Source organism: Anaerovorax sp. IOR16, assembly GCF_017168145.1.
Lineage (GTDB): Bacteria > Bacillota > Clostridia > Peptostreptococcales > Anaerovoracaceae > IOR16.
This window is the reverse complement of the sequence record NZ_JADQTL010000009.1, coordinates 423,215-446,794: the sequence shown is the minus strand read 5'-3', so window position 1 is coordinate 446,794 and position 23,580 is coordinate 423,215. Positions and strand designations below refer to the sequence as shown.

The 23,580-nt window shown below is 37.5% G+C and carries 17 protein-coding genes; 2 read left to right on the top strand and 15 right to left on the bottom strand.

The window, feature by feature from the left end:
- Together I2490_RS05695 and I2490_RS05690 are read right to left on the bottom strand one after the other, a co-directional pair.
- Positions 1-1,689, bottom strand: a complete 1,689-nt coding sequence (locus tag I2490_RS05695; RefSeq protein ID WP_206458807.1) for a M20/M25/M40 family metallo-hydrolase — start codon at positions 1,687-1,689, stop codon at positions 1-3.
- Positions 1,690-1,704: 15 nt separating this feature from the next.
- Positions 1,705-2,580 (bottom strand): dimethylarginine dimethylaminohydrolase family protein, encoded by an 876-nt coding sequence (locus I2490_RS05690; RefSeq protein ID WP_206458806.1) that lies wholly within the window; start codon positions 2,578-2,580, stop codon positions 1,705-1,707.
- A gap of 269 nt (positions 2,581-2,849) precedes the next feature.
- Here I2490_RS05690 and I2490_RS05685 point away from each other — a divergent pair, with 269 nt between their 5' ends.
- Entirely contained in the window at positions 2,850-3,503 is a 654-nt protein-coding gene (locus I2490_RS05685) for a GntR family transcriptional regulator (RefSeq protein WP_206458805.1), read from the top strand.
- Between the two features lie 55 nt (positions 3,504-3,558).
- On the opposite strand, the gene I2490_RS05680 is transcribed toward I2490_RS05685, so the two are convergent.
- The 9 genes from I2490_RS05680 to nhaC form a co-directional block, all read right to left on the bottom strand.
- Positions 3,559-4,986 (bottom strand): nicotinate phosphoribosyltransferase, encoded by a 1,428-nt coding sequence (locus tag I2490_RS05680; protein ID WP_206458804.1) that lies wholly within the window; start codon positions 4,984-4,986, stop codon positions 3,559-3,561.
- A 254-nt stretch (positions 4,987-5,240) separates the two neighbouring features.
- Positions 5,241-8,114: an excinuclease ABC subunit UvrA gene (gene uvrA, locus I2490_RS05675; RefSeq protein ID WP_206458803.1), complete on the bottom strand. Its 2,874-nt coding sequence runs from the start codon at positions 8,112-8,114 to the stop codon at positions 5,241-5,243.
- A gap of 15 nt (positions 8,115-8,129) precedes the next feature.
- Complete coding sequence (uvrB, locus tag I2490_RS05670) at positions 8,130-10,106, bottom strand: excinuclease ABC subunit UvrB (protein ID WP_206458802.1); 1,977 nt, start codon at positions 10,104-10,106, stop codon at positions 8,130-8,132.
- Between the two features lie 98 nt (positions 10,107-10,204).
- Positions 10,205-11,296: an acyltransferase gene (locus I2490_RS05665; protein ID WP_206458801.1), complete on the bottom strand. Its 1,092-nt coding sequence runs from the start codon at positions 11,294-11,296 to the stop codon at positions 10,205-10,207.
- Between the two features lie 135 nt (positions 11,297-11,431).
- Positions 11,432-12,658, bottom strand: coding sequence for an AfsR/SARP family transcriptional regulator (locus I2490_RS05660; RefSeq protein WP_206458800.1), 1,227 nt, complete (start codon positions 12,656-12,658; stop codon positions 11,432-11,434).
- Positions 12,659-12,674: 16 nt separating this feature from the next.
- Positions 12,675-14,210 carry an amidohydrolase gene (locus I2490_RS05655; protein ID WP_206458799.1) on the bottom strand — a complete coding sequence of 512 codons (1,536 nt, stop codon included), beginning with the start codon at positions 14,208-14,210 and terminating at the stop codon, positions 12,675-12,677.
- 77 nt (positions 14,211-14,287) lie between these two features.
- The gene (locus I2490_RS05650) at positions 14,288-15,916 is read right to left on the bottom strand and encodes an amidohydrolase (RefSeq protein ID WP_206458798.1); all 1,629 of its coding nucleotides are present in this window, start codon (positions 15,914-15,916) and stop codon (positions 14,288-14,290) included.
- A gap of 86 nt (positions 15,917-16,002) precedes the next feature.
- Complete coding sequence (locus I2490_RS05645) at positions 16,003-17,244, bottom strand: M20 family metallopeptidase (RefSeq protein WP_206458797.1); 1,242 nt, start codon at positions 17,242-17,244, stop codon at positions 16,003-16,005.
- The gene (gene nhaC / locus I2490_RS05640) at positions 17,199-18,623 is read right to left on the bottom strand and encodes a Na+/H+ antiporter NhaC (protein ID WP_206458796.1); all 1,425 of its coding nucleotides are present in this window, start codon (positions 18,621-18,623) and stop codon (positions 17,199-17,201) included. Before nhaC ends, I2490_RS05645 begins: the two co-directional genes overlap by 46 nt.
- Positions 18,624-18,890: 267 nt before the next feature.
- Here nhaC and I2490_RS05635 point away from each other — a divergent pair, with 267 nt between their 5' ends.
- The gene (locus I2490_RS05635; protein WP_280634192.1) at positions 18,891-20,285 is read left to right on the top strand and encodes a citrate/2-methylcitrate synthase; all 1,395 of its coding nucleotides are present in this window, start codon (positions 18,891-18,893) and stop codon (positions 20,283-20,285) included.
- Positions 20,286-20,378: 93 nt separating this feature from the next.
- On the opposite strand, the gene I2490_RS05630 is transcribed toward I2490_RS05635, so the two are convergent.
- The 4 genes from I2490_RS05630 to I2490_RS05615 all read right to left on the bottom strand — a co-directional run bounded on the left by I2490_RS05630 (position 20,379) and on the right by I2490_RS05615 (position 23,579).
- On the bottom strand, positions 20,379-20,618 hold the full coding sequence (locus I2490_RS05630) for an RNA-binding S4 domain-containing protein (protein WP_206458795.1): 240 nt from the start codon (positions 20,616-20,618) through the stop codon (positions 20,379-20,381).
- A 133-nt stretch (positions 20,619-20,751) separates the two neighbouring features.
- Positions 20,752-21,033, bottom strand: coding sequence for an HU family DNA-binding protein (locus I2490_RS05625; protein ID WP_206458794.1), 282 nt, complete (start codon positions 21,031-21,033; stop codon positions 20,752-20,754).
- A 44-nt stretch (positions 21,034-21,077) separates the two neighbouring features.
- Positions 21,078-21,959, bottom strand: a complete 882-nt coding sequence (mazG, locus tag I2490_RS05620; RefSeq protein ID WP_206458793.1) for a nucleoside triphosphate pyrophosphohydrolase — start codon at positions 21,957-21,959, stop codon at positions 21,078-21,080.
- Positions 21,960-21,974: 15 nt separating this feature from the next.
- Entirely contained in the window at positions 21,975-23,579 is a 1,605-nt protein-coding gene (locus I2490_RS05615; protein WP_206458792.1) for a putative polysaccharide biosynthesis protein, read from the bottom strand.
- Position 23,580: the final 1 nt, after the last annotated feature.

Genomic DNA, 23,580 nt, shown 5'->3' with positions numbered 1-23,580 from the left:
CTAAGAATTATCGTATTTTTCTTTTAAGATCGTATCGATGGCATATTTTATTATCCTTGGAGTCCTCATATACAAATCCTCTTTTAACACACGCTCGGTCAATTTATGAAAATCCTTTCCCCAAGGACCGATATTGATGACAGGCATTGCTATTTTTTCAATGCTTGTCACCGGAATATCATACAAACTGCCAAAGAAGGGCATGGAATCTTCCAACGCCTTTGTTACCTGTTTTGCATTGGATATGCTGGTATAACTCAAGTCAGATATGCCCGTATAGAAATACTCTTTTGTATACTCCTGATTAAACTCTTTCCACGTAAAATCATTTAAGTTTTCTGCTATCATTTTGATACTATCATCTAATTGATCAAAAAATAAATTAGAAACATTTGGATAATAAGGTGGAATCAGTCCGTATACGACTTTTGGCGATAAGTCATCAATGAAATTGTAAACAAAATCGACTAAAGCAAAGTTGCAAGCAATGAGACTCATTTCGTTATTTTTTCTTTTTTCATAGAGTATCTTTATCTCTTTTTTATATTCCTGTTCAAATAATTCTCCATGTGTCTCATAGGCTTCTTTATAAAGGTTTGAAAAATCGACTACCTTACTCTCCCAAGGAAGCTTGTGAAGCGGTTGCTTCGTTGCATTTAGAAATGCCTCATAGCTGTCATTCATTTCCTTTAATATCTCTTCAAAGGCTTCCTCACAAATATGTTTTACCTTTTCTAAAATTGCCGATGGTGTCTGGTTTAAAGTAAGAATGCTAAAGCAACCGGAAACGGATAACGGCATGGATACATCATAGTTTACCTTGTCATCCCTTAAATACAGCCATGTTGGTGGAGGAGAGGCTTCCTGCCCTACTGTATCACTCAGCTCCATATTCAGTTCTGTTTTCCGAACAATGCTGCTCATTAAATTCAAAGGATTGAAACCTTCAAAAACTTTTCCTGCATGTGCCAATGATCCACGTACATAAATGAACGGCATTAATTTCCCTACGGATCCTAACGAAAAGACACCTTTTTTTAAATCCTTCCTCTGATGGGGCTCGGAATTAATCATTAGTTTATATTGTAATCCGTATTTGTCCTGAAGCTCAGAAAGCAATATCACCGCCGATCGCATTCCAGCCGATAAATTTTCTTCATCCGGTACGCCCAGCACAATGATGTTTCCTTTGAAATTTTCAACTTGTGTGTAATAAGAGAGCAATGCCATTTGTATTGCACCACCGCCCTTCATATCACATACGCCTCTGCCAAATAAGTATCCCTTGCTTTCTAAATCCTCTTGTACCTCAGGCTGAAGCGTATCCTTTATCTTGAAAAGTTCCTTTTCCAACTCATCCGGAGAAAAAGCCAGGGGTTTCAATAACTTGAAATCTTCAATTGTTACAACATCATAATGATGAATCATAACAATAGTATCGTCCAAAGTCCCTTTGCGCATTGCCCAACATACTGATCGATGAAACGTATCTCCTAAAATAGGATAAGCTCCATAAAATTCTTTGTTTCTTTGAAAATAAGGTATCCTTGCAAAATAGTTTAAAAAGTAATTCTCAGCTTCCTTTTCTCCTTTTGAGTAAGTAAAGCTCTTTGCTTTTATGTAATTGTAAACAATATCTTTAATCTCTTCGCCTATGTGATCAAATACAATTTTTTTGTTTTTATTCATAGAAAATCGCTTCCTTTACAGTCGAGTGAGTGGACAAGTCAAACAAGTTGGACCTCCGGTTCCTCGATACGACATTTCCTTTCCTTCATAAGTTGCAATGACTACACCTGCATCCTCTAGCTTCTTTTGTATTTCAGGGCATCCTTTAATTAAGATACATTTTCCCGGTTCCAGCGCAAGTAAATTGGATCCCAAATAATCGTATTCCTTATCGTTACACTCAATCAGTTGAATTCCTCTTGCCAGAAGCCATTCTCTGAAAAATACCGGCATATATTTGGAGTAGACAACTGCTTTATCTGTATCCACAAAACTAATAATGCTCATAAGATGCAAACAGCAATCCTCTCCGTCTCCATGCGGCATTGGAACAATAATATATTCATCGATAATATCTTTTGTAAGTTCTTTAAATTGACGAATTCCTTCATCATTCGTACGATATCCTCTTCCGATTGCTACGGTCTTTTCATCAATCCAAAGGACGTCACCTCCCTCCATCTTTCCCGGTGCTTCAATTACGCCAAGAGTTGGAATCCCTATGCTTTCTAAATACTCTCTTGTTGCCATGTATTCTTTACTTCGCAGTACCTTCCCCATAGGAAAATAAATTGCACCCTTTTTCGTAACCTTTAATGGATCGTGTGTGTAAATAGAATCCAAACCTGTACGATCATCCTGCGGAAGATAATAAACATTTTCTACATTTTCTTTTACAATCTTTTCAAATACTTCGTATTCCTCCAAAACCTTCTGATAATCCGGACATCCAAAATATTTAAATTCCTCCCACGTTTTATCCAAATTTTCCTGGCTAATAAACGCCTGTTTCGGATGTTTTAATAAAATAGATTCAATTTTACCGACCATAGATTGGCAACCATACTTCATTTTTTATACCTCCTGTGCCTTTTCTACTCATTGCTTTTTGTATTTTGTATACAGTGTACTTTATGAAAATATTTTGCCACATTTATTATCAGAAAGCAAGGAATATTTTTATTTTTCAGAAAGTTTTTTTTATGGTCTGTTTTTAGATAAAATGAAATGTATTTTAATTAAGTATATAAATTTTAATTGTGACAAAAAAATATAAAAAAAAGTATTTTCTGTCAAAAAAATATGATACAATTCAAAAAAAGATAGTATGGAGGTTACTTATGGACCGCTATTTGTCCTTAAAAGATCATGTCTACAATTATATTTCAGAACGAATTAACACCGGTACATTAAAGCCGGATGATAAAATCAATGAATCACAAGTTAGTGAAGAGCTTCATATAAGCCGTACACCGGTTCGCGAAGCTCTGATTCAGCTCGCTTCCGACGGCTACTTGGATAATCTCCCAAGAAAGGGTTTCCGAGTAAAATATTTAAATGTAAAAAAAGCGAAAGATCTTTATGAGGTTATTGGTACCTTAGATGGTCGAGCTGCTGTTAAGTGCATTCATCTTCTAGAAGATTCCGATCTTACAAAAATGGAATTCTTAATTAAATCAATGGATGCCGCAATTGAAAGCGGCTTGAGTAATAAGTATTACGAACTTCAAATGGAATTTCATAACGTCTATCTGGATTTATGTCCAAATAAAGAAATTACGGATTTGCTGAATCGACTAAAAAATAATTTTATTCGCAAGTATTATGTGTTTGAAAACCCAGACAAAGAATTTGATATATTAAGAGAAACCAACGAACAGCATTATGAAATACTTCGACTTTTTCAAGAAAAGAATGCTACGGAACTGGAAAGATTTATACGTGATGTTCATTGGGACAGCAGCAAAGCGCAGTTTGATTCTTTGGTTAAATAAAAAAGAGAGTTAGATACTATTCTAACTCTCTGCTTTTTAAATTTATTATTATATTTTAACCTTGAAATTCTTCAATTAGTTTCGTTTTTAATTCCCACAATTCTTTAGAAAGATCTACATAATAAATATGTGGATTCTCAAACCGCTTAATTTCATCCCATAATGTATCAATCTGACCCAAACAATACTCTCGAATTTCATGCACCGTCGGAGATTTATAAACCACTTCTCCTTCTTTAAAGACCTGTACACGTAAATTCTTTGCGTAAAAATTACATATTTTCTTTCGCTTCCAAGTCGCCTCCGGATTAAAGATTTCATAATCACTTCCGCTTGGAATTTCTTCATGATTCAATGTAATAACATCGGCAAAAGCTTGGTTTGTAGTCTTATCGTATAAACGATATACTTTTTTAAACCCTGGATTTGTAATCTTTTCAATGTTTTCACTGATTTTAATCTTAGGTACAATCGTTCCTTCCACTTCTAAAGCAGATAATTTATATACTCCACCAAAAACAGGTTCTGTTTTGGATGTGATTAACCGTTCGCCTACTCCAAAAGAATCAATACGTGCGCCCTGACTGATCACATCCCGAATCAAATATTCATCAAAGGAATTGGAAACAACAATTTTGCAATCTTGTAATCCTGCTTCATCCAGCATCGCTCTTGCTCGCTTGGTGAGATAAGTAATATCACCGCTATCAATACGAATCCCTATATTTTGGGGTTTCTTTTCTTTAAAAACCTTAATTGCATTTGGAACACCACTTTTTAACACATTATAAGTGTCCACTAGCAGTACACAGTTCGTAGGATAAAGATCCGCATATTTTTCAAATGCTTCCAATTCGGAATCAAACATCTGAACCCAGCTATGTGCCATTGTTCCCAATGCTGGAATGCCGTATTCCTGATCCGTAACAGTGCATGCAGTTCCAACGCAACCGCCTATATACGCAGCTCTTGCTCCAATGATGGCAGCAGTAGCACCATGCGCACGTCTTGAACCAAATTCCATAACCCCTCTGCCTTGTGCAGAACGAACAATACGATTTGCTTTCGTCGCAATTAAGCTTTGGTGATTCATAATTAATAAAATCATGGTTTCTACAAACTGAGCTTGAATCACAGGCCCTCGAACCGTAATCAATGGTTCACCCGGAAAAACCGGAGTTCCTTCCGGAATTGCCCATACGTCACAAGTAAACTTAAAGTTTCTTAAATAATCTAAGAATTCTTCACTAAAAATCCCTTTGCTTCTTAAATAATCCAGATCATCTTCACTAAAAGAAAGGCCTTTTAGATAGGTAATCACCTGTTCCAAACCAGCCACAATGGCAAAGCCACCGCCATCAGGAATTTTTCTGAAAAACATATCAAAATAAGCAATCTGATCTCCCATACCGTGCTCGAAATACCCATTCGCCATAGTCAACTCATAAAAGTCGGTTAGCATGGTCATGTTTGTTCGTTCCATCTTTTTATTTTTTTCCTTTCAAAGTGGCCGGAAAATCTCCGGCAGTAATAACGGTGACATCCCATCTGGTGCCACCGAGCATTTGTATCTATTTTATCAGATTTTTTCCATAACACCAACCTTTTTTCCTTATTATATCCAAAATAGGAAAAAATATCGACAAAAAAGAACTTTAAGCGGTCTCCCTTAAAGCTCTTTTTTTATCAACTTAAAGTCAATCATGTATATGTCATTTTGTGCTGTTTACAAGCATTTTATACCTTAGAAGACATAACGGTCTTTTGGTGATATGTTTCCAAAACTGCTTTTAAAAATTTCCCCGTATAGGATTCTTTGCATTCCACAACTTGCTCCGGCGTACCGGTAACGACGATGCTTCCTCCACGGTCACCTCCATCCGGTCCCAAGTCAATAATATGATCCGCGGTTTTAATCACCTCTAAATTATGCTCAATCACTACCACAGTATTCCCTGCTTCTACAAGTTTATCCAATACTTGAATGAGTTTATCGACATCTGCAAAATGCAATCCCGTCGTCGGTTCGTCTAAAATATACAGTGTTCTTCCAGTACTTCGTTTTGAAAGCTCTGATGCCAGCTTAATTCGCTGTGCTTCTCCTCCTGAAAGCTGTGTAGAAGGTTGTCCCAGCTTTATATAACCCAATCCCACTTCTTCTAAGGTAGAAAGTTGTCTTGTAATGGATGGAATATTTTTGAAGAATTCCAGCGCCTCCGAGACATTCATATCCAAAACATCAAATATACTTTTCCCCTTATACTTTACTTCAAGCGTTTCTCGGCTGTATCTCTTTCCTTTGCAGACCTCGCAAGGAACATAAACGTCAGGTAAAAAATGCATCTCTATCTTTATGATGCCATCTCCGCTGCACGCTTCACACCGCCCGCCTTTCACATTAAAGCTGAATCTTCCTTTTTCATAACCACGAAGCTTTGCTTCCGGAAGCTGGGCAAACAAGTCACGAATGTGAGTAAAAACTCCCGTATAGGTTGCAGGATTAGACCTAGGTGTGCGGCCAATCGGTGACTGATCGATGTTAATAATTTTATCAATATTTTCAATCCCTTTTATGCTTTTATGTTTACCCGGTTTCTCCTTTGATCCATTAATTTGCTCTGCTAAGCTTTTATATAGAATCTGATTGATTAACGTACTTTTTCCGGAACCGGAAACACCGGTTATACAAACCATTTTTCCAAGTGGAAATTCTACATTTATATTTTGTAAATTATTTTCTGTTGCTCCAACAACGGAAATAAAATTACCATTTCCTTCCCGTCGCTCTTTTGGAACCGGAATCATTTTTTTACCGCTTAAATACTGACCGGTTACGGACCTTTCACAAGCAATAATGTCTTTTACTGTCCCTTCCGCTACCAGCTCACCGCCTTCAATACCAGCGCCCGGCCCAATGTCTATGATATGATCTGCCGCATGCATTGTATCTTCATCATGTTCTACTACAATTAAGGTATTTCCTATATCTGTAAGATTGCGTAACGTTTTTAAAAGTTTTTCATTGTCTTTTTGATGCAAACCGATGCTTGGTTCATCTAAGATATATAAGACTCCGACCAAACTGGAACCAATTTGTGTGGCAAGACGAATGCGTTGTGATTCGCCTCCGGATAACGTCCCTGCCGCTCTTGATAATGTTAAATAATCAAGTCCAACATCAACAAGGAAGGTAAGTCTTTCACGGATTTCTTTTAGAATTTGCTTTGCAATCGCTGCTTCTTTCGGTGATAATTCTAGTTGATTCACAAATTGCAGTGCCTCACGAATGGATAAATCGGAAAGCTCTGCGATGTTTTTTCCGCCTACCGTTACTGCTAGAACTTCTGGCTTTAAACGTTTTCCTTCGCAATCATTGCAATGGATGAGACTCATATATTCTCTCATCTTTTCTTTTATATAATCTGAATTAGTCTCCTGATATCGTCTCTCCAAATTTGGAATGACACCTTCAAATGGATGATTGCGATAAGATTGGGAACCATTCCGGCTTTCATAATAATACTCCAGTTTTCTGCCCTTTGTTCCATAAAGCAGTTCTTCCTTAAACTTCTTCGGAAGACTATGATAAGGAGTATCCAAATCAGTATCATGATCTTTTGCCAACGCTTCTATCATCTGACGATAAAATCCACCGTACTCCAATGAAGAAAAGATTGCCCCCAAAGCTCCATTTGCAATACTCAGTGTTTGATCTCTTACAACACGATCGGGATCTATTTTTTGAATGAATCCCAATCCATTACAATGAGAGCAAGCACCAAAAGGACTATTAAAAGAAAACATCCTTGGTTCCAATTCCTCTATGCTGACACCATGATCCGGACAGGCAAATTTCGTGCTGAACAGCAATTCATAAGAGTCACTTTCTTTTTTCTGTACGAGTGCTTCCACCAGCCCCTCTCCGTGATGCAGCGCAAGCTCAATGGACTCTGAAAGCCGACTCTCCACACCCTGTTTTACAATGATACGATCCACAACAATTTCAATCGTATGCTTAAAGGTTTTTTCGAGCTTAATTTCATCAACCTCAAGCTCACGAATTTCTCCGTCAATACGTACTCTTGTAAATCCTTCTTTTTTTATCCTTTGAAGAATTTTTTCGTGTTCTCCTTTTCTCTGGCGTACAACGGGAGCTAAAATTGTTAATCGGGTACCTTCTCCAAGCTCCAATAACTGCTGTACAATTTGATCAACCGACTGGCTGCTGATTTCTCTTCCACATACCGGACAATGCGGTATACCTATGCGTGCATACATCAAACGGAGATAATCATGGATTTCAGTAACGGTTCCAACAGTAGAACGGGGATTCTTGCTGGTCGTTTTTTGATCAATGGAAATAGCAGGGGAAAGCCCCTCAATGTATTCTACATCCGGTTTATCCATCTGTCCTAAAAACTGACGTGCATAGGAAGAAAGACTTTCTACATAACGTCTCTGTCCCTCTGCATAAATCGTATCAAATGCCAGTGAAGACTTACCCGAACCTGATAAACCTGTCAATACGACCATTTTATCTCTCGGTATTACAACATCAATATCTTTTAAATTATGCTCTTTCGCACCTTTTATAATAATGTCCTTTGACATACTGTTCCTTTCTGGTTATAGCCTTGCTTTATATTCCAAAATTCGATCACGAAGCTGTGCTGCACGTTCGAATTGTAAATCTTTTGCAGCCTCTCGCATTTCAGTCTCCATACGCTTTATATAATCTTTAAGCTCTTTGTTCGTCAATTCAAGCGGACTTTTTCCTTTATAATATTCGTCTGATTCTTCTGCAACTCGAGTTGCTTCGATCACTGCACGAACTGATTTTTCAATGGTCTTCGGTGTAATTCCATGTTCCTCATTATAAGCCTGCTGTATACTTCTTCTACGATCCGTTTCCGAAATCGCTTTTTCCATAGCTTCACTCATGCCATCTGCATACAAAATTACTCTGCCCTTTGCATTTCGAGCCGCACGTCCGATGGTTTGAATCAATGAAGTTTCGGTTCGAAGAAAGCCTTGCTTGTCCGCATCTAAAATTGCTACGAGGCATACCTCCGGAATATCCAAACCCTCTCTCAAGAGGTTGATTCCTACTAAAACATCAAAAACACCCAAACGTAAATCACGGATGATTTCCATACGCTCTAATGTGTTGATTTCTGAATGAAGATAACGTACCTTAATTCCAGCATTTTTCAAATAATCTGTTAAGCTTTCCGACATTTTCTTTGTCAGCGTCGTTACCAAAACACGTCCGCCTTCTTCAGAAACTTGATTGATTTCTCCAATCAAATCATCAATTTGTCCTTCTGTTTTCCGAACATCAATTTTAGGGTCCAAAAGACCCGTAGGGCGAATGACCTGTTGCGCCATCACATGACCGCTCTGCTCTCTTTCATAGAGAGCGGGCGTCGCACTGATATATACCGCCTGATCGACCAAGCTTTCAAACTCTTCAAACTGCAAAGGGCGGTTATCCAGTGCCGACGGCAAGCGAAAACCGTATTCCACCAAAGACGTTTTTCGCGAGCGGTCCCCTGCATACATCCCTCTAAGCTGAGGTACCATAACATGAGATTCATCAATAACCAGAAGAAAATCCTTTGGAAAATAATCAATCAGCGTATAAGGACGCATACCTGCGGGAAGTCCGTTAATATGGCGTGAATAGTTTTCTATTCCTTTGCACATACCTACTTCTCTCAGCATTTCCAAATCATATCGCGTACGCTGTTCCAATCTCTGTGCTTCTAAAAGCTTACCGCGATCTCGAAGCCAAACAAGCCGTTCTTCAAGCTCTTCTTCAATCGATACAATCGCTCGTTCCATATTCTCTTTTGATGTAACATAATGGGATGCCGGAAAAATAGAAACATGGTTTCGAATACCCATGATTTCTCCCGTAACCGGATTAATTTCTTTTATAACTTCTATTTCGTCTCCGAAAAGCTCTACCCGCACCGCATGCTCTGCACCGGCCGGATAAATATCTACAACATCGCCACGTACACGAAAGCAACCTCGTTCAAAACCCAAATCGTTTCGAGTGTATTGAATGTCTATCAGCTTGCGTAGCATATCATCTCGGTTTTTCTCCATACCGGGTCTCAAAGATAAAACTTGATTTTCATAGTCTACCGGACTTCCCAATCCATAAATGCATGAAACACTTGCGACTATAATTACATCCTTTCGCTCCGACAATGCTGCTGTAGCCGAGTGGCGTAATTTTTCAATCTCATCGTTAATTTCAGAATCCTTTTCAATGTACGTATCAGTAGATGGTACGTAAGCCTCCGGCTGATAATAATCATAGTAGCTAACAAAGTATTCCACTGCATTATCGGGAAAGAATTCTTTAAATTCACCGCAAAGCTGCGCTGCAAGCGTCTTATTATGCGAAATAACCAGCGTCGGTTTTTGAATCTTCTCAATGACATTGGCAATGGTAAATGTCTTCCCCGATCCGGTTACACCTAATAAAGTCTGGTGTTTCTTTCCATCTTGTATCCCCTTAACAAGCTGTGCCACCGCTTCCGGTTGGTCACCCATCATTTGAAACGGAGATACAATCTTAAATTCACTCATATTCTCCCTCTATTCTTACATAATCGTTCAAAAGAGTCCCTTTTTTACCAGTATATCATTCCTTGCATCTTCTTTCAAGAACATATGTTCACTTTTTCTCAAGCAGACTTTCTGAGGTCTTTCTTGTTTTGTTTTCTTCTCTCAATTCCTTTTATATGATTCTTAGTCTTTGCATATAGAATGGAAATCGGCACTGCAGTCGTCCCAATCAACGCCAATTGCAGCAGCATTCCATCAATAACACCGGTCAAACCAATTCGTCTCGCCAATGCATCTGCAAATATAATTGCAAAAGGATGAGATAAATAGATGTAATAAGAACCTATATTCACACTTCCAAAGATATTTTTTAATACAGGTCCGCTCATTTGTTCTAAATAGTAGGCTGCTATAAAATATAACAATATGCCCATTGTACAGAATAAGCAATATACATAGATTTCAAGGCTGCCTAAATAAGCTTCCGGCTTCCACATACTGCAATAAAACAGATAGCTATAATAGGCACCACTCAAAAAGAAAATGATTGCAATTAGCGATAAATATTTTTTTAAATAACCGATACTCTGTTCGAAGTTTTTTGCAAAATAACATCCCGGTAAAAAATATACTAAATAAGTTAAAAAACAGCGATGAATCCAATCTGCGGGTACCCATTGGTACGCCAAAAGATTTATCAGAATTCCCAAAGGCAAAACAATCTTTCCGCTGTACTTCATGACAATCGAACGAATCAATCCAAACAAGAAATAAAACTGTAAAATTGTTACCACAAAATACAGATGATACAACATTCTGCCATTCAATACTTGCTGGATAAAAAAGATCAATGATACCGGATAAATTCCCTCATAAATATAATACCCATAATAAACAGCACACCAAACAACATACGGTATAAATATTTTGGTAAAACGCCGTGTTAAAAATGTACTATATTGAAATTCTTTATTCCGATAAGAATAAAATAAAGCCATACCACTGGCAAAAATAAACATAGGTACTGCTGGCTTTGCAAAGCGATTAATAAAAATCAATACGTTCAATGATAATCCGGGTGCAAGACTTACTACAGGCGTAGCCGTCACATGGATAAAAATCACCAAAATAGCCCCTATGGCTTTATAAAAATCCAACCCGATAAGCTTTGTGCTTATTGCGCTGTTTGTTTGCTGCAATCTATCTTTCATTAATATTTCTCCTAATCTATTATTGCGTATTTCTTTCAAAAGATAATCATACCATTTCCTTATAGAGATTGCAAAATCCAAGCAAAAAACCTTCCTTAACAGATTTTTACTTTTCATCTGTCAAGGAAGGTTTTTCTAATCTTCAATCAATTCCAGTCCCTCTATTTGAATTCTTTTCAGATATTGCACTACATTTACTGAAATTGCATCCAAATCCTGACTATTTAATATAAGGATTGTCAACTTATGATTCCTGCATACAATTGTCAATAGTTTTATAAATGCATTAACAATGGATACATCCCTTATACTTGCATTACAGGAATAAGATTCCGATATATCTCCGCAAATACTTAATAGATTCGCTTGTATGCATCCTAAGCTTAATATTTCTTGTTCACTTAATTGTTGAATGTAATCCAAATCTATAATCTTCATCATTTTGTCTATAACATCTGACATCCAGAAAAACGTTATATTTTTAATACAATCTGAAACAATTTTTATACTGATACCATTTTTTTTAGAATCCAAATTATTGGAACCTAATGTGTTTAAAGAATGACCTTGCTGCGGATGCCTTTTTGTACATTCATCCTCGGTGTCTACTTTGGAGTCCGATAAATTCAAACGAATTTCATTGTATTTGTTTCTTAATTCATCGGAAGGAGCAATCCCAAGGTTCCCAGCCAACTGGTTGCTGAACTGATTATAATAAGTAATTGCAGCGACCCGTTTTCCACATCTTAAATAGATATTTAAAACTTTTAAAACCATTTCTTCATCATATGGCTCAATTTCTAAAATTTCATTGATTGTTTCGAGACATATCTCAAAGTTATTTTCTTTTTCATATAATTCAACCAAACGTTTTAATATTTTTACTTTACGTTGCTCAAAATTTATACGTTCGAAAATAATCAGTTCATTAAACTCATCGCATTTATTAAAGTAACATCCTTCTAAAAAATCACCTCTGAATAACTGCTTAAGCTTTAATATGCTATCAATGGAATCCTCTTCACTTGGTTTAAATTTCATAATATCTAAAATATCACACGTAAAATCAAATTCCCGATTAATCCCACAGCATTCTTTATCAATATGAAGAAACGCATTTCCTTGTTGATCGGTTCCAATGTGTTTTTTGATCAGCCATAAATTATACCTCAAATTATAACGGGCCGCTTCTTCATTACTGTCAGGCCAAAGATAACCAATGATTTTATCTCGACTCAAATATCTATTTTTATTCAAGACAAGCAAACAAATTAAAGCGAAGGCCTTTGCACCCAATTGTTCTTCAATCGCCTTGCCATCCCATTCAAATCTTGATTTTCCTAAAAAACAAATATTTAACATTTTACTATCCTTATTTCTATCCTAGGTTATTAAAAAGAATCTCACCTGATTTTATCGTTACACATACCTTAATTTTATCAATTTGATCGGTAGGCACCGAGAAAATGTCATCATCTAAAATTACGATATCTGCAAGCTTTCCAACTCCCAAGGTTCCTCTATCGTTTTCCTGAAAAATGCCATAGGCACCATTGCAAGTAAACATCTTAAGCGCTTCATAAATGCTTACTCTATGCGATTCAACCGGATGATTGACCGCCGCATGAATCCCTAATAGAGGCCGCGGCTCCGTTATGTCACTGTCTGAACCACCGCAAATCACAACGCCGTTTTGAATGATTTTATCAAATGGATTTGTTCGAATATAGTTTTCCCCTAATCTTTGTTCGTACATTTTTCCCGGTCCACCCCAATAAAGCTCATAGGTAGGTTGCATAGAAAAAAGAATTCCTAATTCATTTGCCTTTTCAATCTGAGCTTCGGTTGCCAATTCCACATGTTCCAGCCGATGTCGAAGTCCGGTAATGCCGGTCTGATACAAGGCATTTTCATGTGCATTTAAAGCGACTTGTATAGCACGATCTCCAATGGTGTATAATGCCAGCTGTAAATTATTTTCATAGCATTTTAATACAAAATCATTGATTTCCTGCTGTGTCAGACAAAGGCTTCCCATCGTACCCGGACAATCTGCATACTCAAAGGATAGTGCAGCCGTTCTAGCCCCCATAGTTCCATCAATATATAGACACCCGCCGACACGCTTCAGTCCCATCGCTTTTATTTTTTCAATGTCCATTGTTTGATAAAACAACTCCATATCAATCGGAAAATCTTTCCCATGTTCAAAAATAAAGTTCGCATCCTTATCGCTGTACATGGTCCCGCCCTCCATGGCATTGACAGTTGTAATTCCATGGTTTAAAAGGTTGGCCATAATTCCCGATATTGCTTCCCTTCGATCGTTGTCAGAAATATTTTTTAATATATTTGAACGCAATATCGCATTGGCTTTTTTCGAAAATATTCCAGTTGGCATCTGCTTTTCATCCATTTCCACACCTTCTGCAGTAAATGGAATTTTAAAATATAACATCGCATACGTATTTAGCATACTGACCTGATATTCCAAAGAATTCAACCAAACAGGCACATCGTTGCAATACTTATCCAAAAGGGTTCGTTCAGGAAATTTTTTCTCCCGAAACTGTTCTGCTACAATACGTATTCCACGTATATAATTGCCATTTAAGTTCTTATAAGCCTCACGGATTCGTTCTCCCAATTCTTGATGTGTTCTTGCTTCACTTAAATCAAGACTGACGGAATTAAGTGCAGTCTGAACCACATGAAAATGACTGTCAATAAACCCTGGCAATACGGTTTTTCCTTTTGCATCAAATACAATTGTATGGTTTCCAATAAAAGGTTCATACTCTGCACCATTTCCCATTGCAACAATTCTACTTTTTTCAATGGCTATCCAATCTTTTGTTTTTTTGTCTTCCATTGTTACGCAATTTCCATTTTTGATTAGAATATCCGCGTGCATAATTTCTTCCTCCTGTAACTATACGTGTTAAAAAATACTGCACTATATTTTGCGATGTATGTATCTTTAATCATAAATTATATCATGAATTTCAGTCTTCCAGCTACAAATGTTTTTAACACTTTAACCTTTAAAAGGTCTTCTATATCCGATTCAAAAGGATCTCGATCAAGGACAACTAAGTCTGCGAATTTTCCTACTTCCAGAGTACCTAGCTTATCTTGCTGACCGGTTGCCACATGAACATTCTTTGTAAAAATAGAAACTGCTTCATAAACAGATAACTTTTCTTCCGGCTGAAAACCACCTTTCGGTATTCCATCCATATCCATTCTGGATACGGCTGCATAAATGCCTTTCATCGGATCAAAAGATTCTACCGGACAATCCGATCCTCCGGTTTGTATAAATCCTTGATCCTTTAAGGTTTTCCAACAATACGCACCTTTTATACGTTCCGGCCCAAGTCTATCTTCAATCCAATGCAAATCCGTACATAAAAAGATTGGCTGTATATCTAAAACAAGCGGCAGCTTTTTCATCCGCTCAAGCAGCTCTTTGTTTATCATCTGTACATGTATGATTCGGAACGGAAGACGTTTTTCCTGTTCTTCCTGACTCATTCCCCTCTCCCGTGTAACCTTTAAGCAATTTTCAATGGAAGTAGCAGTCATATCCAAAGCAGCATCTCCAATGGCATGAATGGCTAGCTGCAATCCTTTTTCATATCCCTCTAATACTTTTTTGTTTAACTCTTCCTGTGTACATACGACAAATCCACAATTGTTTTTATCATCCGAATACGGTTCTTTTAATGCTGCAGATCTGGAACCTAAGGAACCATCTGTAAATAATTTATAGGCACCATATTGTACCATTCGATATGGATTATTTTTCTCCTCTTGAGTCAGCACTTCTTTTTCAAAAATTTCATCCAAGCATACCGTAACTCGAACCGGAAGAGTTCCCTCTTGTTCAAAACTTCGATACAAAGCAACGTCTTCCTCATACCTCCATATTTTAGCAGCATAGGTATGAATGGTTGTTACGCCTTTCGATGACATATCAGAAAAAACATCCCGCATAATCCTGCGTTTCTCCTTATCGTCCGATAACGGATCCGGAATAATTTCATCAAATATTCTCGTAGACTGCTCTCTTAGAATTCCGTTTGGTTCTCCCTCTTCGTCAAATTCAACAATACCACCGCGACCACCGTCAAATCCCTTTTCAATTCCTGCAATTTGAAGTGCCATAGAATTTGCAACGATGGCATGAAGACAGCATCTTCTGATTACAATTGGATGCTCCGTACTGATTTCATCAAGATCCTTTCTTGTAGGAAAACGATTCTCCTTGAATTTACTCTGATCAAAATTAACCCCTTTAATCCAATTTCCAGTCGGCGTACGTTTGGCTTTTTCTTTCATTTTATCTATCATATCGCTCATACTACGTGCTTCTTGCAAATCAACCAGAGCTTGATTCTGACAGTAAGCGTACATATGCATATGAGAATCTGCCATTCCGGGGATTACAGTTCGTCCATTTAAGTCAATGATTTTATCACTTTGGTACTGTTTTGCTTGTTCGTTTGTTCCAGCAAATTGAATAATTCCATCTTTTATACCAATCGACTCTATTATTTTTCCTTCTGCTTCCATTGTATATATTTTCCCATTCGTTAATAGAGTATCTAAGTTCATAAGCCATTCCTCCATATTATACATTATTACCTATTTCACTATGAAAAGGGAAGACTTATCTGTCTTCCCTTTTACTTTAAATAGAATTAAACACAAAGCATCTTTTCAAGAAATGCATAAACAACTTGAGCTGTTTTTACGACAGAATCCAATTCTACGTACTCATCACTTCCATGAAAGTTTTTACCTTCAGCGCCAAAAATCACTGCCGGAGCGCCTAATCTGGAACCCAAATAGTTAAAGTCCCCAATGCTTTGAAAATAAGATTTACTAGGAGTTTTTTCACATACTTCTTCAATTGTTTCTATGAACTCCTTCGCCATAGGCTCCTCCCCAGTAATGGTATATGGCATAAATCCCTTAGATCCTTCAGAAGGTGCTTCACGAAAACGAATGGTATAGTCACATGTAACACCTGCTCTTTTGATGGCTTTTTCAATTTCTTCTGTAATAGTTTTCTCACTTTCACCAACAACTATATGCCAAAAGAGTTTCACCTTCGCATAATCAGGAACGCTGCATGCACCACCGTCAGATTCCACTGCTACCACGCACAAAGAACCTTTTCCTAGATATGTATCATTAACGTAATCTACATTTTGAAATTCACAAATGACTTTTGAGGCTGCCTCTGCTGCATTGACACCGAGTTCTGGAATTGCAGCATGTGCCGATACACCAAAGAACTCAATTTCTAAGCCATATCCTCCTCTTGCACCAAGGCAGACATCAGGAAACGGTTTTCCTGTGAAACCAGCGCTTGGTTCCGTAATAATCGAGAAATCAACATGATCTAAATATCCATCTTCGATTAGGGCATTGGTTCCCATTCCATAAGGTCCTTCTTCAACTGAAACATAGGTAGATATAATTTTACCATTAAACTCCTTATGATTTTCAGAAAAAGCCTTTAGTGCCATCATGGTTGCTGCACATCCGGATTTCATATCTAAGACTCCAACTCCATAAAGACGATCTCCACGAATTTCACCCTTAGGGTTCGCAGTCCATCCATTACATAATTTAACGGTATCCAAATGTCCGTTCAAACAAATGGTAGGACCCGGTTTTTGACCATCTAGTTGAATCAGTATATTTTTCCCTTTAAATCCGGTTACCTTTTCTTCATGATATTCATGAAGAAAAGCATTTATGTTGTGTTTGTGAAACCAATTGCATACATATTCCATTACAGTATCTTCTTCAAAATATGGACTTTCTATGGACACCAAATCCAATAATAATTTTGTTGTTTCTTCTTTGTTTATTTTATACATCTTTGTTATACCGCTGCCTTTTCTTTCAATTCTGTAACACTTTCTTTCCATATAAATTTACCTGTAAGTGCATAAATAACAGCAACGACTGGTGTCAGGTAACATAGGAACGCGAAAGGAAGATATTCCATCGTATTTACTCCAAGTGTCCCTGTAAAGAATACACCGCAAAGTCCCCAAGGAACCAAAGGAGAAGTTACTGTACCGGAATCCTCACAAGTTCTGGAAGCAACGTCAGTTCGAATACCGATTTTCTTATAAGCAGGTAAGTACATTCTCCCCGGAATGATGATTGCAACGTATTGACTTGCTGAAATAATATTAACAAGAATGGAAGAGAAAATATGTGTGATAATAAGATTTCTTGCATTTTTTGTCAAGCTTTCCATCTTATTAATTAATGATTCCAATGTACCGGTAATTTCAAGAATACCACCGTAAGAAAGCCCTAAATAACCTAAAGATACGGTCCACATCATAGCCTGAATACCGCCTCGATTCAAAAGCTTATCAACATCAGCTACTCCGGTATCAATCGTAAATCCATAGTTCATAAAGGACATCATTTCTAAGATACTGTATCCTTGCATAATCATAGCGATAACCATTGCAATAATTGCTGCTATAATCATCGCTGCAAGCGCGCTGACTTTTTTCACTGCCATAAATACAACAGCAGCCAAAGGAATTAAGCTGATTAGCGTATAAAGCGGTGAAACATTAAAATTATCTACGATACCTTTTAAAATAGCATCCACTGCCGTTGTGTCAATTGAGTCTGCGCTGTATCTCATGCCCAATACCGTATAAATAATCAGGGAAATAATAAATGCAGGAATGGTTGTATAAAGCATGCTTTTAATGTGTGCAAATAAATTTGTTTCACAGACACCTGCGGCTAAATTCGTGGAGTCTGAAAGCGGAGAAAGCTTATCTCCAATTACCGCACCAGAAATAACTGCACCTGCAGTCAATGCAGGCGGAATTCCAAGACCTACGCTGATTCCCATGAATGCAACTCCAAAAGTTCCCCCTGTTGTATAACTGCTACCTGTACAGACTGACGAAACTGCACAAATTAATGCGGTTGTTAAAAGAAAGACAGATGGATTAATCATTTTTAACCCATAATAGATTAGTGCAGGAATGGTACCGGATGCAATCAGTGCAGGAATAAGCATACCAATGAACATTAAAATAAGCATCGGTACCGTTGCAATCTTACATCCATGCATAATTCCTTCTTCAACGACTGACCATTTTGTTCCTGTCATCATCAAAAGTAATACTGCAAATGTAATCGAAAATACCAGAGTCAAATGAATATCCGGACTTCCGGCTACTAATACTTGAGCAATAATGATCACAAATAAGAACGTTACAATTAATAGTGCGACACCAAACGATGGCTTTTTTGTACTATTTTTCATAAAAAATATTCCTCCTTTTTTTATTTGCCTTAAATATATACGAAGACTGTTGTTTTTTGTGTGCTTTAAAGTTTTAATATAAAATTATTTAAAAAATATTAATATTTTAAATAAACACTTTTTAAACATATTTTATCCGATTTCAAATTTTGCTTGCAGCCATATATTTTTCGTCTTTTTTTTTAATGACATGTAAATTGTATTGTCCATTGTATTTTTTTGTATTATAATTAAATTTAAATATTAATTTTAAAGGAGGTTTCTCTTTTGAGGCATTATATACATAGCGTTCATTCCAAACCAAGTTATTTGGAAGAAGTATTTGTAAAAAGTATGGCGCAGCGATTGCAACAAAATAATGAGATAGACAATTCTCTATATGGTAAATATGATTATGTCAAACGTGGTCTTCGTAATGCAAACGGTGCCGGTGTTGTTGTCGGTCTTACCAATGTTGGTGATGTACAAGGCTACGAAGTCAATGATCAAGGAGTTAAAGTACCGATTCATGGCAAGCTCTTTTATCGTGGAATTGACGTAGAAGACATTGTACACAATTGTCTGAAAGAGAACCGTTTTGGCTATGAAGAAACGAGTTATCTTTTACTATTTGGTGAATTACCAACTACAAAAGCATTAGAAGAATATAAAGAGGTATTAGGCTCAAAACGTGATCTGCCCTCCGGTTTTACCAGAGATACCATTTTAATGTCACCCAGCCATAGTATTATGAACAAGCTGGGACGTAGCATTCTGACCCTTTACTCGTACGATCCAAATCCAGATGATGTTTCTGTGGCAAATGTTCTTCGACAATCCATTAATCTAATCGGTTATTTTCCGTCACTGGTTGCTTATGGATACCAGGCAAAGAAAAATTATTTTGACAATGAAAGCCTTCATATTCACTATCCGGATCCTTCAAAAAGCACTGCAGAAAATATTCTGCGAATGATTCGTCCAAGCAAAGAATACACCGATCTTGAAGCAAAATTATTGGATCTATGTATGATTTTACACGCTGAGCACGGCGGAGGCAACAACTCATCCTTTACAACACATCTTGTTACTTCTACCGGAACCGATACCTATGCAGCAATTGCTGCTGCTGTTGGTTCTCTAAAGGGACCAAAGCACGGGGGTGCCAATGTAGAAGTCATTCGAATGATGCAAAACATTCGGTCAAACGTAAAGGACATTACTAATTACAAAGAAGTGGAAGAATATCTTATTAAAATATTAAAAGGTGAAGCAAACGACCATACCGGATTAATCTACGGTTTGGGGCATGCTGTTTATACAATTTCGGACCCTAGAGCCACCTTATTAAAAAGTATGGCGAAAAAACTTGCCGAAGATAAAAATCTTATAGATGATTTTATGCTATTTGATTTTATTGAAAAAAGAGCTCCTCAACTTTTTTGTGAAGTAAAGGGCGTAGATAAACCAATGCCTGCAAACGTAGACCTTTACTCTGGTTTCGTTTATGATGCCTTAAATATCCCCGTAGAGATCGCTACTCCAATCTTTGCGGCTTCTCGTATCTCTGGATGGTGTGCGCACCGTATAGAGGAGCTGGTTGCCGGTGGGCGTATTATGCGACCTGCATATCAGTGCGTAAAACAAATAATTCCTTATATCCCATTAGCGGATCGTAAATAACATAATTATCTTTCTATCATTGAGAAGGTATTTCAGACATTAAAAAAGCTGCGTTTTTGTATCTCATACAATCGCAGCCTTTTTTATTCTATTCTAAATAATTTCATACATTTCAGCAGCTGTTTCCTTTGTCACATGCTCTAATACTGCCTTGACTTTTACTTTTAGTTCTGAATTACCAAATCGAATCCAAATGACATCACCAACATTTACTTCACTCCCCGGTTTTGCCACCTTATCATTGATTAAAATTCGTTCCTGTTCACAAGCTTCCTTTGCTACTGTTCTTCGTTTTATCAAACGTGAATTTTTTAAATATTTGTCGATTCGCATAATTTTACCTTTATCCCTTTTATGATATATGGGTTCTTACGAAGGGAACACCCCTCTGCACATCCCGATTTTATATACATAGGAAACAATGTTTTCTATTATATAAAAAAGAGCAGAAACCCTGCTCTTTCATTTATGGTCTATTTACTGCATCCTTTAACGCTTTGCCAGCTTTAAATACAGGAGCCTTAGCAGCAGCAATTTTTATTACTTCGCCAGGCTTTCTTGGGTTTCTTCCCTGTCTAGCTTTTCTCTGTCTAGTTTCAAAAGTTCCAAAGCCAATGAGCTGCACCTTATCACCCTTTACAAGAGCATCTTCAATACTTGCTACGAATGCATTTACAGCAACCTCAGCATCTTTTTTGGTAAAACCCGTTTTCTCTGCTACGCTAGCAATTAATTCAGCTTTATTCACGAACACAACCTCCTTAAAAATCCACTAATTTTAATAAAAGAACATCATTTCTTCTTTAGCTTTGCTTCGTCCCACAGCTTGTCCATCTCCTGCAAGCTCATTTCGTCCAGCTTTCGTCCCTGTGCTTCTGCTGTTGATTCAATGAACTCAAAACGTTCAATAAACTTCTGTGAAGTACCATTTAATGCATCCTCTGGATCTATACCTAAGAATCGAGCTACATTGACAACCGCAAAAAGTAAATCACCAACCTCTTCCTTTATGCGATTCTTGTCAATTCCTTCGTATATTTCCAAAAGCTCCAAGGTTTCTTCTTTAACCTTAGCAAAAGCATCCTCTACCTGATCCCAATCAAACCCAACCTCTGCTGCTTTTTTTTGAATCTTTTCACTTCGCAATAAAGCAGGTAAGGCCTTTGGTATGTTTCTCATAGATTCAGTGCGAGAAACAACGCCATGCTCTTTTCTTTTCACATTTTCCCATTTTTCAAGTACATTGTCAATACTTTCTGCATGATTGTTGGAAAAAACAGCGTTTTTTTTACCAAAAACGTGGGGGTGCCGACGTAGCATTTTCTCACATTCTCGGTTTGCGATTGCCGTTAAATGCAAGTTCCCTTCTTCTTCTCCAATTTCACTATGCATTACAACCTGAAGAAGTACATCGCCTAACTCTTCTTCCAAATTATTAAAATCCTGATTATCAATTGCCTCAATAACTTCGTATGCTTCTTCAATCATACAACGACGCAATGTGCTATGAGTCTGAACACGATCCCAAGGACAACCATTTTCACCTCGAAGCACATGTATAATTTTTTTTAATCTCCCAACAGCTTCTTCTGCTGTTTTTCCAGTCTCATAAAGTTCTTCATACATTGTCATATCCTCTCTTTTATCATGTAAATTCTTAAAGATTCTATACATTTTTTTATTTACTTCTTATTTTTTATTAAATTTACCAGTAATCCGAGACAATTTTGATCCACCGTGAATCATGGAAAGCTCTTCCTTCGTAATTGATTTTGTAAGGAACAGCATCGCTGTGTATACACAAGCCCCAACCATTACCGACAATAGAGTGGACAATGCATTTCCCATAAAATCTGCCGAAGCTAAATGTGTAAGCCATACTAATTCAGCCATCACCAAAGCAGAAATAAGGGGTTTAATCCATGTCATCATCACATTAAATCGAACACCGGTGTATTTTTTTACTGCTAAAACATTCAGACCGGACGCAACAATATATGCTGCAACGGTACCAATGGCAGCACCTTTTACATTGATGCTTTCAATCCCAGTCAAGGTATAGGTTAGAATTACTTTAACAATAGCACCAACGAAAAGATTCATAACCGGAACCATCTGTTTCCCGATTCCTTGCAAAATTCCAGTTGTCGTCTGTACTGAAGATAGAAATACAACACCAATCGCTAAAACAAACAAACAAGGAGCTGCACTTACCGCACTTGCTTTTTGAGCCGGATACAGCAACAACATAATTGGTTCTGATAATATCATAAGGCCAAATGCACATGGTAAACCGATAATCATAGCTGTTCTCAATCCCATAGCAATATTATAATGTAAAAATGGTGTATCGTTTTTACGATGCGCGGCTGCCACTGCAGGCACTAAGCTCATCGCAATCGCTTGGGTCAATACTTGAGGAAAATTAATCAATGGTCCCGCCATGCCTGTCAGCTGTCCATACAAGCTGTTTGCTGCCTTTTCCGTAAAATTTGCTTCCTGTAAACGCCGCATTACGATACCAACATCAATGGTATTCATAATAGGCATAATTGCGGCTCCGATTGTAATGGGAACTGCAATTATAAAAATATTCATTAATATCTTACTTGCCGCTTCACCGCCTTTATGTGTGTCACGCCTCATATCCCTATGGATTTTCTTGCGGTTTCCGTAATAAATAGCAACAACAGCAAGTAATCCGCCGATGGCTCCGGCCGTTGCACCAAAGGATGCTCCAGCAGCTGCATGTTCTAATCCTTTCGGAACCATTGCCAATGCTAGAGATAAACCGGCAACCACGCGAAATAATTGTTCGACCACCTGAGAAGCCGCCGTCGGCTCCATTTTCTGCATTCCTTGAAAATAGCCTCGATAGGCTGCCATTAATGGAACAAACAAAAGTGCCGGTGCAATCGCCATCATTGCATGTTTTGCGCCTGGATTTTTTAAGTGCTCTACGATAAGATCTGCACCGAAAAATAAAATTGCAGAAGATACAATACCAATTCCAAACAAAAGCAGGAACGAAACACGAAAAATTCGATGTGCTTCTTTCGGATTATCGATTGCATTACGCTCCGCAACCATTTTTGAAATAGCGGTAGGAATTCCAGCCGTAGACAAGGTTAAAAACAACACGTAAATAGGATATGCGGTCTGATAATATCCCATTCCGTCATCTCCAATAATATTTGCTAATGGGATGCGAAAAACCGCACCTAAAACTTTGATAATAAGCCCTGCCACTCCTAAAATCAACGCGCCTTGCAAAAAAGATTTTTTATTTGCCATA

Coding starts and splice junctions, on each gene's coding strand:
- I2490_RS05695 (WP_206458807.1), bottom strand. CDS start 1,689: ATGAATAAAAACAAAAAAATTGTATTTGATCACATAGGCGAAGAGATT.
- I2490_RS05655 (WP_206458799.1), bottom strand. CDS start 14,210: ATGCACGCGGATATTCTAATCAAAAATGGAAATTGCGTAACAATGGAA.
- I2490_RS05615 (WP_206458792.1), bottom strand. CDS start 23,579: ATGGCAAATAAAAAATCTTTTTTGCAAGGCGCGTTGATTTTAGGAGTG.
- I2490_RS05645 (WP_206458797.1), bottom strand. CDS start 17,244: ATGGAAAGAAAGTGTTACAGAATTGAAAGAAAAGGCAGCGGTATAACA.
- I2490_RS05690 (WP_206458806.1), bottom strand. CDS start 2,580: ATGAAGTATGGTTGCCAATCTATGGTCGGTAAAATTGAATCTATTTTA.
- I2490_RS05665 (WP_206458801.1), bottom strand. CDS start 11,296: ATGAAAGATAGATTGCAGCAAACAAACAGCGCAATAAGCACAAAGCTT.
- mazG (WP_206458793.1), bottom strand. CDS start 21,959: ATGTATAGAATCTTTAAGAATTTACATGATAAAAGAGAGGATATGACA.
- uvrA (WP_206458803.1), bottom strand. CDS start 8,114: ATGTCAAAGGACATTATTATAAAAGGTGCGAAAGAGCATAATTTAAAA.
- I2490_RS05630 (WP_206458795.1), bottom strand. CDS start 20,618: ATGCGAATCGACAAATATTTAAAAAATTCACGTTTGATAAAACGAAGA.
- I2490_RS05685 (WP_206458805.1), top strand. CDS start 2,850: ATGGACCGCTATTTGTCCTTAAAAGATCATGTCTACAATTATATTTCA.
- I2490_RS05680 (WP_206458804.1), bottom strand. CDS start 4,986: ATGGAACGAACAAACATGACCATGCTAACCGACTTTTATGAGTTGACT.
- I2490_RS05660 (WP_206458800.1), bottom strand. CDS start 12,658: ATGTTAAATATTTGTTTTTTAGGAAAATCAAGATTTGAATGGGATGGC.
- I2490_RS05650 (WP_206458798.1), bottom strand. CDS start 15,916: ATGAACTTAGATACTCTATTAACGAATGGGAAAATATATACAATGGAA.
- uvrB (WP_206458802.1), bottom strand. CDS start 10,106: ATGAGTGAATTTAAGATTGTATCTCCGTTTCAAATGATGGGTGACCAA.
- nhaC (WP_206458796.1), bottom strand. CDS start 18,623: ATGAAAAATAGTACAAAAAAGCCATCGTTTGGTGTCGCACTATTAATT.